The sequence below is a fragment of the Shewanella sp. NKUCC01_JLK genome, assembly GCF_019345615.1.
Classification (GTDB): Bacteria; Pseudomonadota; Gammaproteobacteria; order Enterobacterales; family Shewanellaceae; genus Shewanella; species Shewanella oncorhynchi.
This window is the reverse complement of the sequence record NZ_JAHKRD010000027.1, coordinates 1-12,992: the sequence shown is the minus strand read 5'-3', so window position 1 is coordinate 12,992 and position 12,992 is coordinate 1. Positions and strand designations below refer to the sequence as shown.

17 protein-coding genes are annotated in these 12,992 nt (G+C 44.6%); 10 read left to right on the top strand and 7 right to left on the bottom strand.

Annotated features, from left to right (window positions below; all coding sequences use genetic code 11):
- From rpsM to rplQ, 5 genes are read left to right on the top strand one after another with little or no spacing between them, the layout of a single operon-like run.
- Entirely contained in the window at positions 1 to 357 is a 357-nt protein-coding gene (rpsM, locus tag KO537_RS22075) for a 30S ribosomal protein S13 (RefSeq protein ID WP_011787581.1), read from the top strand.
- A gap of 15 nt (positions 358 to 372) precedes the next feature.
- Entirely contained in the window at positions 373 to 765 is a 393-nt protein-coding gene (rpsK, locus tag KO537_RS22070; protein ID WP_006083577.1) for a 30S ribosomal protein S11, read from the top strand.
- A 32-nt stretch (positions 766 to 797) separates the two neighbouring features.
- Complete coding sequence (gene rpsD, locus KO537_RS22065; protein ID WP_006083575.1) at positions 798 to 1,418, top strand: 30S ribosomal protein S4; 621 nt, start codon at positions 798 to 800, stop codon at positions 1,416 to 1,418.
- A 24-nt stretch (positions 1,419 to 1,442) separates the two neighbouring features.
- Positions 1,443 to 2,432: a DNA-directed RNA polymerase subunit alpha gene (gene rpoA, locus KO537_RS22060; protein WP_006083574.1), complete on the top strand. Its 990-nt coding sequence runs from the start codon at positions 1,443 to 1,445 to the stop codon at positions 2,430 to 2,432.
- 40 nt (positions 2,433 to 2,472) lie between these two features.
- Positions 2,473 to 2,868, top strand: coding sequence for a 50S ribosomal protein L17 (rplQ, locus tag KO537_RS22055; RefSeq protein ID WP_006083573.1), 396 nt, complete (start codon positions 2,473 to 2,475; stop codon positions 2,866 to 2,868).
- 57 nt (positions 2,869 to 2,925) lie between these two features.
- Here the strand turns inward: rplQ and KO537_RS22050 are convergent, their stop codons facing one another.
- The 6 genes from KO537_RS22050 to ccmA form a co-directional block, all read right to left on the bottom strand.
- On the bottom strand, positions 2,926 to 3,876 hold the full coding sequence (locus KO537_RS22050; RefSeq protein ID WP_251071186.1) for an ABC transporter substrate-binding protein: 951 nt from the start codon (positions 3,874 to 3,876) through the stop codon (positions 2,926 to 2,928).
- A 196-nt stretch (positions 3,877 to 4,072) separates the two neighbouring features.
- Positions 4,073 to 4,561: a cytochrome c maturation protein CcmE gene (ccmE, locus tag KO537_RS22045; protein ID WP_105251038.1), complete on the bottom strand. Its 489-nt coding sequence runs from the start codon at positions 4,559 to 4,561 to the stop codon at positions 4,073 to 4,075.
- Entirely contained in the window at positions 4,558 to 4,758 is a 201-nt protein-coding gene (ccmD, locus tag KO537_RS22040; protein WP_105253042.1) for a heme exporter protein CcmD, read from the bottom strand. The genes ccmE and ccmD overlap by 4 nt, the downstream gene beginning before the upstream one ends.
- On the bottom strand, positions 4,758 to 5,504 hold the full coding sequence (locus KO537_RS22035; RefSeq protein ID WP_105251039.1) for a heme ABC transporter permease: 747 nt from the start codon (positions 5,502 to 5,504) through the stop codon (positions 4,758 to 4,760). The genes ccmD and KO537_RS22035 overlap by 1 nt, the downstream gene beginning before the upstream one ends.
- 1 nt (position 5,505) lies before the next feature.
- A complete protein-coding gene (ccmB, locus tag KO537_RS22030; RefSeq protein ID WP_006079706.1) occupies positions 5,506 to 6,192 on the bottom strand; it encodes a heme exporter protein CcmB in 687 nt (228 codons plus the stop codon).
- A gap of 11 nt (positions 6,193 to 6,203) precedes the next feature.
- Positions 6,204 to 6,854, bottom strand: a complete 651-nt coding sequence (gene ccmA / locus KO537_RS22025) for a cytochrome c biogenesis heme-transporting ATPase CcmA (RefSeq protein ID WP_131525727.1) — start codon at positions 6,852 to 6,854, stop codon at positions 6,204 to 6,206.
- 318 nt (positions 6,855 to 7,172) lie between these two features.
- Between ccmA and KO537_RS22020 the strand changes: the two genes are divergently transcribed.
- Positions 7,173 to 7,472 carry a c-type cytochrome gene (locus KO537_RS22020; protein ID WP_105251041.1) on the top strand — a complete coding sequence of 100 codons (300 nt, stop codon included), beginning with the start codon at positions 7,173 to 7,175 and terminating at the stop codon, positions 7,470 to 7,472.
- 61 nt (positions 7,473 to 7,533) lie between these two features.
- Here KO537_RS22020 and ccmI read toward each other — a convergent pair whose 3' ends face one another.
- Positions 7,534 to 8,784, bottom strand: a complete 1,251-nt coding sequence (ccmI, locus tag KO537_RS22015) for a c-type cytochrome biogenesis protein CcmI (RefSeq protein ID WP_219235827.1) — start codon at positions 8,782 to 8,784, stop codon at positions 7,534 to 7,536.
- A gap of 400 nt (positions 8,785 to 9,184) precedes the next feature.
- Here ccmI and KO537_RS22010 point away from each other — a divergent pair, with 400 nt between their 5' ends.
- Genes KO537_RS22010 through KO537_RS21995 form a run of 4 tightly spaced genes read left to right on the top strand, consistent with a single transcriptional unit; the run spans position 9,185 to position 12,790 of the window.
- Positions 9,185 to 11,164, top strand: coding sequence for a heme lyase CcmF/NrfE family subunit (locus tag KO537_RS22010; RefSeq protein ID WP_173242625.1), 1,980 nt, complete (start codon positions 9,185 to 9,187; stop codon positions 11,162 to 11,164).
- 11 nt (positions 11,165 to 11,175) lie between these two features.
- Entirely contained in the window at positions 11,176 to 11,730 is a 555-nt protein-coding gene (locus tag KO537_RS22005) for a DsbE family thiol:disulfide interchange protein (protein WP_105251044.1), read from the top strand.
- Entirely contained in the window at positions 11,727 to 12,206 is a 480-nt protein-coding gene (gene nrfF, locus KO537_RS22000; protein WP_173242627.1) for a heme lyase NrfEFG subunit NrfF, read from the top strand. The genes KO537_RS22005 and nrfF overlap by 4 nt, the downstream gene beginning before the upstream one ends.
- The gene (locus KO537_RS21995; RefSeq protein ID WP_173242631.1) at positions 12,203 to 12,790 is read left to right on the top strand and encodes a TlpA disulfide reductase family protein; all 588 of its coding nucleotides are present in this window, start codon (positions 12,203 to 12,205) and stop codon (positions 12,788 to 12,790) included. Before nrfF ends, KO537_RS21995 begins: the two co-directional genes overlap by 4 nt.
- Positions 12,791 to 12,992 lie beyond the last annotated feature (202 nt).

Below are 12,992 nucleotides of genomic sequence, written 5' to 3'. Positions count from 1 at the left end.
GTGGCCCGTATCGCTGGCATTAACATTCCTGATCAAAAGCATACAGTCATCGCATTGACTGCAATTTTCGGCATCGGCCGTACTCGCGCTAGAGCAATCTGCGCGGCTACAGCAATCGCTGAAACTGCTAAGATCAAGGAATTGAGCGAAGCTCAAATTGACACACTACGCGAAGAAGTCGCCAAATACCTAGTAGAAGGTGACTTACGTCGTGAGATTTCAATGAACATCAAGCGTCTTATGGATCTTGGTTGTTATCGTGGTCTCCGCCATCGCCGTAGCCTGCCTCTCCGTGGGCAACGTACTAAGACCAATGCGCGTACGCGTAAAGGTCCACGTAAACCTATTAGAAAGTAACGGGAAGGTAAAGCAATGGCTAAAGTTCCGTCACGTTCTCCGCGTAAGCGCGTACGTAAACAGGTTGCAGATGGCATGGCTCATATCCATGCTTCTTTCAACAACACTATTGTCACCATTACAGATCGTCAAGGTAATGCGTTGTCATGGGCTACTTCAGGTGGTTCAGGTTTCCGTGGTTCACGTAAATCTACTCCATTTGCTGCACAGGTGGCTGCTGAGCGTGCAGGTGCTGCTGCTCAAGACTACGGTTTAAAAAACCTTGAAGTGTTTGTGAAGGGTCCAGGTCCAGGTCGTGAGTCAGCCATTCGTGCGCTGAACGCTGTTGGTTATAAAATTACCAACATTACCGATGTGACGCCGATCCCTCATAATGGTTGTCGTCCTCCTAAAAAGCGTCGTGTATAACGCCGTTTCATTAGGATAGTTGGAGAAAGATCATGGCAAGATACTTGGGTCCCAAGCTCAAGCTCAGCCGCCGAGAAGGTACAGACCTTTTCTTAAAAAGCGGTGTGAGAGCAATCGATTCAAAGTGTAAACTGGAAACTGCACCTGGACAACATGGCGCTCGTAAGCCACGTTTGTCAGAGTACGGTACTCAGTTACGCGAAAAACAAAAAGTTCGTCGTATTTACGGTGTGTTAGAAAAACAATTCCGTAACTATTACAAAGATGCTGCACGTACTAAAGGCAACACAGGTGAAAACCTGCTTCAGCTTTTAGAAACCCGTCTTGATAACGTTGTTTATCGTATGGGCTTCGGTGCAACTCGTGCAGAATCACGTCAGCTAGTAAGCCATAAATCTATTATGGTTAACGGTCGTGTTGTTAACATTCCATCATTCAAAGTGTCTGCGAATGATGTTGTGAGCATCCGCGAGAAGTCACGTACTCAAGCTCGTATTAAAGCGGCTTTAGAAGTGGCAGCTCAACGCGAGAAGCCTACATGGGTTGAAGTCGACAACGCGAAAATGGAAGGTGCTTTCAAGCGCGTTCCAGAACGTAGCGATTTGTCTGCGGAAATTAACGAACAGCTGATCGTCGAGCTTTACTCTAAGTAAGGCTAACAAACAAGAGAGGACACAATGCAGGGTTCTGTTACAGAATTTCTTAAACCGCGTCTCGTTGATATCGAGCAGGTTAACTCAACACGTGCCAAGGTTACATTGGAACCACTTGAGCGTGGTTTCGGCCACACTTTAGGTAACGCGTTGCGTCGCATCCTATTGTCGTCTATGCCCGGCTGCGCGGTTACCGAAGTCGAGATTGACGGTGTACTGCACGAATACAGCAGTAAGGAAGGCGTTCAAGAAGATATCCTTGAGATCTTGTTAAACCTGAAAGGGTTAGCAGTGACCATCGAGGGTAAAGACGAGGCTATGCTTACGTTGAGCAAGTCCGGCGCAGGCCCTGTCATCGCAGCAGATATCACGCATGATGGTGATGTCACTATCGTGAATCCTGATCATATTATCTGTCATCTGACAGGTAACAATGATATCAGCATGCGTATTCGCGTTGAGCGTGGTCGTGGTTATGTACCAGCATCTGCTCGTGCACAGACCGAAGACGATGATCGCCCAATCGGCCGCTTGCTGGTTGATGCTTCTTTCTCGCCAGTTGCACGTATTGCCTACAATGTAGAAGCAGCACGTGTAGAACAGCGTACTGACTTAGATAAACTCGTTATCGATATGACCACAAACGGTACTATCGATCCTGAGGAAGCTATCCGTCGTTCTGCAACTATTCTGGCTGAACAGCTAGATGCGTTTGTAGAGTTACGTGACGTGACTGAGCCAGAGCTGAAAGAAGAGAAACCGGAATTCGATCCGATTCTGCTGCGTCCTGTCGACGATTTAGAGCTAACTGTACGTTCGGCTAACTGCTTGAAAGCCGAAGCGATTCATTACATCGGAGATCTGGTACAGCGCACTGAAGTTGAGTTGCTGAAAACCCCGAACTTAGGTAAGAAGTCTCTTACTGAAATTAAGGATGTTTTAGCTTCTCGCGGACTGTCGTTAGGTATGCGTTTGGAAAACTGGCCTCCAGCTAGTTTAGCAGACGACCTATAAGTCTCAGGTTTGTACAGATTTAGGTTATAAGGATTAGGTCATGCGCCATCGTAAGAGTGGTCGTCAACTAAACCGTAACAGCAGTCATCGCCAAGCCATGTTTCGCAACATGGCCGGTTCACTAGTTCGTCATGAGATTATCAAGACAACTGTGGCTAAAGCGAAAGAACTGCGTCGCGTAGTTGAGCCTCTGATAACACTTGCTAAGAGTGACAGCGTTGCAAACCGTCGTTTAGCGTTTGCACGTACTCGCGACGCTGAAGTCGTTGGTAAGTTATTTACTGAGTTGGGTCCACGTTACCAGGAACGTCCTGGTGGCTATACCCGTATCCTTAAGTGCGGTTTACGTGCTGGTGATAAAGCCCCTATGGCTTACATCGAGCTAGTTGGTCGCCCAGAAGCTGCTCAAGCTGTTGATGTTGAAGCTGCTGAGTAATTAAGGTTACACTTTTAAAAAGCCGGGCATTAGCCCGGCTTTTTTATGCCTTTTTTACTATTTTACCCAAAGTGTGGTTTTCTCGATTTCTTTTGGGATGACGATATTCCATTTAGCTAAGCCTTTCTGGCTAAACATGTATTTACCAAGATCATCTGTTACTGGGAAAATATTTTCGGGTTTCTCGCCACCGAGTATTTTTGTCGCCATATTCGCTGCAATCTTGCCATGATGATAGCCATCGAGAACATAGCCACCAATATTGCCTTCAGCAGAGACACTAAATCCCCAAAACCCAAAATTCGGTACCGGAGTATGTTCAGATATCCATTTTAGGAGCTGATCTGCATCTACTGAGCGATTATCTGCATCTCTAACTGTGTGGTATAGCGCCACGACTATAGCGTTATAACCCTGTTCCTTCGCGGTCAATACATTCCGCTGCCAATCCGTTAGCTGTGACAATTGCACTAAATTAACTTCGATATCGCCTAACATGCTTGAGTGTTGTTTACTGATGTATTCAGCCGCTGAGTCAGAGGTGACTCCTTGGTCGAATAGAACTAAGATTTTTCTATGCACAGTTTGCGGTAGTAAACGTTGAATGAGCAGTAGTGAACGTCGTAGTAGTGGTCTCTCAATGACGCCTGTGAAGCGTTTGTGTTCATTGAGATGATATTCTCTAGGATTCATGTTCACCCCTAAATAGACTACTGGGATTAGGCTGTCATTTAGGCGCTGGTGTAAGAGATTAACCGCATTATCATCGGCGAGAATAACCAATTGAGGTGCTTGTTGTTGAATGTATTTCCATGCTAAGTCAGCCCGTTCAGCAAATTGCTCTTGGGGTAAGCGTTTGGTATCCATCTCGAAATAACTAACATCATGGTGAGGGCTGAGCGTGTCATAAATCGCTTGATAGTATTCTTGGTCCCATTGATAGCTATGATGGTAGCTTTCGATAACAATAACTTTAGCAGCATTGGCTTCCTGAGAGAGGCCTACCAAGCAGATAATTAGGAAGCTTAGAATGCGTTGCAAACTAGAGTTTAGTTGTCTTATTTGAATCATATGCAGTCTTAGGTACTGGCGCTGCCTAGAGTATAGTCCACCTTTAATTGTGCATATTGAGATAATAAAAAAGCCTCACTAGTTATTAAGCTAGGAGGCTTAGTTTGTACGCTATTGCTGATCCATCAATAACCTACTTAGTATCTGGTGCCTTTTGCTGGCTATAATCTAACTTTTCGTGCTTTTGGCCCATGGCTTCAGCGACTTCTGGTGGCATGTAGTTTTCATCATGCTTGGCCAGTACTTCAGTTGCTTCTAGTTTGCCATCAGCACCCAGTACACCCTGAGCAACAATGCCTTGTCCTTCACGGAAAAGATCGGGCAATAGGTCGTCATAAGTGACCAGTACTTCACCGCCGAGGGAGTCATGTACTGCAAATTCGACATGCAAGCTTTTGGGATCTCGCACCATAGAACCTACCGTCACCATTCCGCCGACACGAATACGTTGGCCAATTTCAGGTTTTACGCCAGTGTCTGTCTTGCCGTGGACAATTTCAGACGGAGTATAGAATAAGTTCAAGTTGGAGTTCAGCGCATAGAGCAAAAGCGAAGTAATCGCAGCAACGCCACCGATTAATGCTACAGCTAATGTCAGTCTTTTTTTGCGTCTTGGGTTCACGATTTAGTACTCCTGGTTTCTTTTAAGCGTTCTTCTCTATCCATCTTTTTCGCGATATCAATTAACACCTTACGCTTTTGGCGTGCGCTGGTAATGATGAGCGTAGAGAGGCAGAAGAAGGTCACTCCGTAGGATAGCCATACATAGAATGCATAGCCGCCCATATTAAAAAAATCACTGATTGAATCGAATTGCATCATTTGACCTCCTCCGCTTTAGCTAGTTCACGGACCCAAGGGCGCATGCCATTTCTTGCTAAAATTTCTGCTCTAAAACGAACAATAGTGATGGCGCCAATCATAAGACCGAAGCCCAGTATGTTAATTAACAGTGGATAGAGCATTTCCGTCGACATTGTCGATTTCTCGGTAATGCGTATTGTCGACGGTTGATGTAATGAGCTCCACCATTCAACTGAGTATTTGATGATGGGAATATTGATCACACCGACGATCGCTAAGATCCCTGCTGCACGAGCTGCGAGCACTTTATCCTCAAATGAGGCGTAGAGCGAGATCACACCTAGATATAGGAATAGTAATACCAGCTCAGAAGTTAAGCGTGCATCCCATACCCACCAAGCACCCCACATAGGTTTACCCCATGCTGCTCCGGTAAAGAGTGCGATAAAGGTGATCACTGCTCCAATGGGAGCAATAGATGCTGCAGCCCAGTCGGCAAGTTTTATCTGCCAAACTAGACCGATAAAGGCCGCTGTTGCCATACCCATATAAGCCGCCATTGACATCGACGCGGCAGGAACATGGATAAAGATAATACGGTAGCTATCTCCCTGCTGGTAATCCGTCGGCGCGAAGACGAGTCCCCATGTAGTACCAACAGCAATCAATAGACCGGCTAAGATCGCAAACCATGGAAATAACGTTCCTGATAATTTATATGCGCGTTCAGGATCCGCGTAAGGGTGTAACCATTTCCACATTTTAGTTAGTACTCACTCGCAGAGATGCACCAATTGCAAAAGGTGCTAAGGTTAACGATCCGACCAGCATAGCGCCTATTATAGCGAGCTGACCATCATAGGGTAAATTCATTCCTGCCGCGTCTATGGCACTCGTTGCAAAAATGAGTACTGGGATATATAGGGGCAAAATAAGTAAGCTGAGTAACACGCCGCCTTTCCTTAGACCGACGGTTAATGCCACACCAATAGCACCTAACAGCGACAATACTGGCGTGCCTAGCGCAAGCGTTGAAATTAACGCACCGTAGCTGTTGCCATCTAGATTGAGTAATACCGCTAACAGAGGTGCGATAATAATCAGTGGCACACCAGTTAAAATCCAGTGGGCTAACACTTTAGCTAATACGAGAATGGCTAATGGCTGCGGACTTAACAGCATTTGTTCTAAGCTACCATCACTAAAGTCGGCTTTGAAAAGCCTTTCAAGTGACAACATAGATGCTAATAATGCGGCTACCCAAATTATCCCTGGTGCCACACGTGCTAACATTTGCGGTTCTGGTCCAATCCCCAGCGGAAACAAGGTAACGACCATAATAAAAAATAGTAGTGGGTTAAAAATGTCGCCGCGGTGGCGAATGGCAATTTTAAGATCTCGCTGCAGCAAGGTGAAAAATGCTTGGGTAAAACTGATGCCTCTTTTCATTGAGCCTGACCTTATATGAAGCGATAATCGAGACGAATTTTACGAAGCCTATCATCTGTGATAATGCCCATATCTTGGTGAGTTGTGAGGATCACACAGCCACCATTATCCGCATGCTGAATAAATAACTGCTCCAGTTCTTCGACACCTTTTTTATCGATTGCAGTAAAAGGTTCGTCAAGGATCCAAATTTTACAGTTGCTATGCCACAATCTTGATAGTGCTGTTCTGCGATGCTGGCCTGCGGATAAATGCCCCGCGAGAGCTTCTTCAAAGCCCGTTAAATTGACTTTGGCTAAAATCTCTGACGTATCAAAGTCATCATAACCACTGATTCTTAAATTGAAATTAAGGTTTTCTTCGGCAGTCAGCTCGCATTTCACGCCAGCTAAATGGCCTAAATACAAGAGGTCTTCATTGTATTCATCGCGGCAACGGTTTATGTCTTCATTAATGTAAAAAGTTTGTCCGGCATAGGGGCGAGAAAGGCCCGCCAATATGCGTAATAAACTGGTCTTGCCTGCGCCGTTAGGGCCTTCAATCTGAACAATGTCACCGGCATTTATATCAAAACTTAACTCATCAAAAAGGATGCGTTCTTCGCGGATACAGGTCAGCTTGCTGGCTGACACTAATGTGGTTTCTTTAGTTATATTTGTCACTGAACCCTCTATCTCAAGCCGGAAGGAAACACAAGTCATTCTAACACAAACGTTATTGGGGGTTTACTCTTGGTTTGCACTAGATGTCAGCAATATGATGTGGTTCCAATAACCGCAATATTTATCGAACTTTTTTACGACTTGCTAATATATTAACGAATTTGTCATCCTTGTCGCCTGATTCATTTTGTGTTGAGATTCTAATCACAAAAAGATGAGATTTCTTGAAGTTTGTAGTAATCTTAGTCGGCTATAATGAGTCTGCCTAAGTAAGGGCGGCGCCGAGCTTTGTACGTATTTGCATTAGGAACATTGAACATGAAAAAACTGTTAGCAATGACTGCTGTCGCTGCTTTGACTATGTCAGTTAACGCTTCAGCTCAAGATGCTGAGGCTATTTATAATAAGGCATGTACCGTATGCCACAGTATGGGTGTTGCTGGTGCTCCAAAAGTACACAACGCTGCAGAATGGGAACCACGCTTAGCTAAGGGTGTTGACGCTCTAGTGAAGAGTGTGAAAACCGGTCTGAATGCTATGCCACCAGGCGGTATGTGTACTGATTGTACTGATGATGATTACAAAGCTGCTATCAAATTTATGTCTACAGCTAAGTAATTCTTCAGATATAAAAAAACCGGCGAAAGCCGGTTTTTTTATATCTGCAATTAACTGCGATTTATTGCACTTGAGTATCAAGTACTAGGTTCGCTGTATCGCCTACGGCGACTTTACTGATCTTGCCTTGAATATCACCCGTTTGCGGTTTGATATTACCTTGTTTAGACAGCACTGCAATCACTTCCACATTGGCTGCATCGCTTAACTTCACATCACCACCCATACCGCTACTGTCATCTAATGTCACTGTAATCGGGAAAGACTTCGCACTGACTTTGGTTGCAGCTAATGGAACTTTAGGTCCTTCAGTTGCACGGGCAAAGATGAAAATGGTGTCTTCTGGACTGGCTTTAGCCGCAAGTTCTGCAGAGATAGATATAGTGACATTGACCGATTTAGCACTCGCTTTGACTTGCTTATGTGCATCATCATTTGGCATGCCAGCGGTTTCCGACTGCATGCGTAAGTTAGCGGTTTCGATTGCATTCATAAGAGCTGCACGATCAACGTCGGCACGACCGCTATCTAAAATCGTTTGCCAAGAGGTGATGGCTTTCTTGTAGTCAGCAGTAAAGAAAGCATCCATACCCACGAGCAGTAGCGTTGAAGGATCTTGGGCATCCATAGCTAAGGACTCATTGATAAGAGCTTGGATTTGCGGTGTCATTTGTTGACCCGCTTTGTAATACATCGCCGTTGCTTTTGGACCGAGCAATTCTGCATGCTTTCCGACTAATTCGATTACTTTATCGAAAGCCGCAATCGCTTTATCGTATTGGTTTGCTGATACATAAGCATGACCTAAGCTAAACCACAGTTGGCTGTTTTCTGGCTCGGCTTTAACTTGAGCTTCCATCATCTGCACGCGTTGCATCATGATTTGAGCAGTATCCATTCCTGCATGTGGATTCGCAGGTTGTTGAGCACTATCAATATTCTCGAAGGCGCCTAAGTGTAGATAGAGATAGCCTGAGATAACAATCAAACAAACTGACATGATCGACGGCCACAGAATCGTCTTTGGCTTTATTTGGTTGACCAGTGAATCGTCGTTCGCTTGTTTGATGTCTTGGAGTAGACTGATTTCCAGTTCTTTCTTCAATGCATCAAATTCGGCTTGATCGAGTAGCTCTTCACTTAATTCTTTTTCAAGAACGCCTAAGCGCTCATTGAACAATTCAAGGTTCGTTTGTTTACGAACTCCAGCTTCTTCCGTTTTCAGCAATTTTTGCTGTCTGAAGTGCGGGATCCAAATCAGCATCAGGCCGACTAACATAACAAGCGCAATAAAAATCCAAAATGTCGTCATTGTTTCTATATTCACTTTAGTTTGCAGAAAGCGGAGTAACCGCTAGGCTTGGAAGCAAGATTATACGTAAAGATTGTTCATTGAACAGTAATATAAGGTAATCCCAGTGCTGAAAGCTTATAGTTGGGCACTGGTTCACAAATTAATTCTTCTTGTAAATTTTGTATGAAACTTAAGTGTCATTTGTCGGTCACATGCAGAACTGAGCCTCTTCCGTGACTTTCATCGACCTCTAAAATTGAGAATGAGACAAGTAACCCAGTTTTGTACGAAAGAGGCAGACAGGAACAATAGCAAATACTAAAATGAGCAAAATTTCGTGCATTTGCGTGAATAGCATGTTGTGCGTTGAGATAGAGTCTTTCTAAATCAACATATTATTGAAGACTGAGGAAAACCCATGATCCCAGAACTTGGACACTTTGCGTTGATAATAGGGGTGGCTTTTGCCTTCTTATTAATCAGCGTCCCCCTAATAGGTGTTGCCAGAAAAGACCAATACCTTGTTAGGTACGCTTGGCCATTAACGTACGGAATGTTCTTTTTTATTACCTTATCTGTTGTCGTGCTGGCTTATAGTTTTGCCGTCGATGATTTCTCGGTCGCCTATGTGGCACATCATTCAAATTCTCAGTTACCTATCTTCTTTAAGATCTCGGCCGTATGGGGCGGTCATGAAGGGTCACTGTTATTTTGGGTGTTTGCTTTATCAACTTGGGCGGCTGCGGTTGCCTTGTTTAGCAAAGGTTTAGAAGAAGTGTTTACTGCCCGTGTGCTGGCAGTATTGGCTCTTATTGTGATTGGCTTTAGTTTGTTTATGCTACTCACATCTAGCCCATTTGAACGTTTATTCCCGATCCCTGCCGAAGGTCGTGACTTAAATCCAATGCTGCAGGACGTGGGATTAATCTTCCATCCTCCTATGTTGTACTTGGGTTATGTGGGCTTCTCTGTAAGCTTTGCATTTGCGATTGCTGCGCTGATGAGCGGCCGTCTCGATTCTGCATGGGCTCGTTGGACTCGTCCATGGACATTGGCTGCTTGGACCTTCCTTACGGGCGGTATCGCACTAGGATCTTGGTGGGCTTATTATGAATTAGGCTGGGGCGGTTGGTGGTTCTGGGATCCTGTTGAGAACGCCTCTTTTATGCCTTGGTTAGTGGGTACTGCGCTTGTTCACTCTTTGATTGTGACTGAGAAACGCGGCGCCTTCCGTAACTGGACTGTATTACTGTCTATTTTTGCTTTCTCTTTAAGTTTGCTTGGTACCTTTATTGTTCGCTCAGGTGTATTAACCTCAGTGCATTCATTTGCAGCCGATCCAAGCCGCGGTATGTTCATCCTGTTGTTACTTGGTTTAGCTGTTGGCGGTTCATTAACACTGTTTGCTTTACGTGCCAGTGAAATGAGTAGTCCAGCCCGTTTCGAGCTTAAGTCTAAAGAAACTATGCTCTTAGTGTGTAACGTGCTACTGACGGTTGCCGCAGGTACGGTACTATTGGGTACATTATATCCATTGCTCATCGATGCACTTGGCATGGGTAAGATCTCTGTTGGACCTCCATACTTTAATGCGGTGTTCGTGCCTATCGTATTAGTGCTATTTGGCTTTATGGGTATTGGTCCAATTATTCGTTGGAAAAAGTCGAAAGCGGGCGAGCTTAAGCGTCAGCTATTGATCCCAGCAATGATTGCTGCTGCTATCGGTATTGTGACGCCTTTTATCGTCGATGGTGTATTCAATATTTGGGTTACCTTTGGTATTGCAGCCGCGGCTTGGATTATTCTGGCTACCGCAAGAGCGGCCTATAACATGGTCAAGTCGAAAGAAGGTGATATCAGCATTAGCCGCATGGGCCGTAGTCAGCTTGGTATGATCTTCGCGCATCTCGGTATTGCTGTTTCTGTGATTGGTGCCACTATGGTGTCAAATTACTCGATTGAGAAAAGTGTTCGTATGGGACCTGGTGTAAGCCAAGAACTCGCCGGTTATACTTTTAAGTATCTCGAGACCAAAAACGTAGTAGGTCCTAACTACACTGCACAGCAGGGACAGATAGAGATCTACAAGGGCGATGAGCTACTGACATTACTAAAACCAGATCGTCGTCAATATAATGTGCGAACTATGGATATGACAGAAGCCGGTATTGACTGGGGTCTATTCCGTGACTTGTACGTGACTATGGGTGACCCTATTACCAGCACTGAATTTGCGGTTCGTTTAAACTATAAGCCGTTCGTGCGTTGGTTATGGTTTGGGGCAATTTTCATGATGATAGGTGGATTCTTCGCTGCATCGGATAAACGTTACCGTGCGAAAGTCACTGCAGCCGTCGCGCCTTTGTCCGAAAAGGCAAAATTGGCAACGGCTCAATAATTGGGGAATGTATGAAGAAGTTGGTTCTGTTTATCCCATTGGTCATATTTCTCGCCATGGGGGTGTTTCTATATAAAGGGTTATTTCTGAATCCGCAGCAATTGGATTCAGCACTGGAAGGGAAGCCTATTCCGGCTTTCCAACTGGAACGCCTAGAAACACCGGCTGAGATAATAACGAATGAGCAATTAAAAGGTAAGGTATCATTACTTAACGTATGGGCGACGTGGTGTCCATCTTGTAAATATGAGCATCCTTTCTTAGTGATGCTAAAACGTAAAAATCTTTTGCCAATTTACGGGATCAACTATCGTGATGAGCGTGTTCCTGCGTTAGAAGAGTTAAAACGTCAGGGCGATCCCTACAACGTTAATATTTATGATAAAGATGGCCGTTTAGGATTAGATCTTGGCGTTTATGGTGCACCAGAGAGTTTTATTGTTGATCACAACGGTATTATCCGTTTCCGTTATGCAGGTCCAATAGACCAACGCGTATGGAGTGAAACCCTTTACCCTATGATCCAACAATTACAAGCTGAAGCAGCGAAGGATGGCGCAGCATGAGAACACTGATAAAAATCATAGGTAGTCTAGTGCTGATGTTCAGCATGACGACCGCTGTCATGGCAACACCAGTTGATACTTACGAATTCAAGTCACCTGAAAATCAAAAGCGCGGTTTGTCTTTGGCCCATGAACTACGTTGTCCACAGTGTCAAAACCAAAATTTGATCGACTCCAATTCACCCGTTGCTCGAGATCTGCGTCTTGAGGTATTCAAGATGGTTGACGAAGGAAAAGGGGATGATGAGATCATCGAGTTTATGACTAGTCGTTACGGTGAGTTTGTTCTCTATAAACCTAAGATGGAAACCAAGACCTACATTCTCTGGTTAGGTCCTATTGGTTTATTACTTCTGGGTCTAGTGATTGGATTCATCTTCATTCGTAAGCAACGTATTGGCGGTAATGTGCCGAACGAAATTAGCGCAGAAGATCAGCGCGAGTTAGATACCTTGCTAAAGCGCAATACAAAATGAAGCATAAAGTCATAACGGCATTCATGTTGTCATCCATTCTTTCGGTATTTGTTGCTGGGGTCGCGCATTCGTACCCTGGTATGCAGCAAACGGCTAAACCGATGGAATCAACGGTTGATTTGATCAATGTACTGCCAAAGACTTTTCCTATTGAGCCTGTTGCCTTTAATGATGTCGATGGTAAAGCTATCGACTTCAGCCAATTTAAAGGCAAGATCATTATGGTTAACATGTGGGCGACTTGGTGTCCGCCATGTGTCAGAGAGTTGCCTGCAATCGAAAGGTTAGCAACTAAGTTCAAGACTGAAGATTTTGTCGTGCTGCCTATCTCTATTGATGCAGAAGGTAAGCAGCAGGTTCAGCCGTTCTTAAGTTCATTAGGTATGGCGAATTTCAACTCTTACTACGATCAACCACAAAGTCTTGGGAACGTTTTTCCGCTCGACACGATTCCTGCGACCTTTATTCTTGATCAACAGGGTCAATTAATTGCCTTTGTTCGATCCTATGTTGATTGGGATGACGTAAAAGCCGTCTCGCTAATCCAAGGTTTTATCGATAAAGGCAGCAAAAAGCCCAATTAATGGGCACTTTGCATGTAAAACAATCGCCGCTGTTTAAAAGATCGCCATGCGATCTTTTTTCATTTAAAAAGCCCTTGCACAAAAAGTTTCACTGCCTATAATGCGCATCCACTGACACGGCAGACAGCGTTAAGCAGCCTGGTGTGACAGTTCATTGATGAGTTTACTGATTGATGAGTGTTGAGAAAGTTTGTAAAAACTC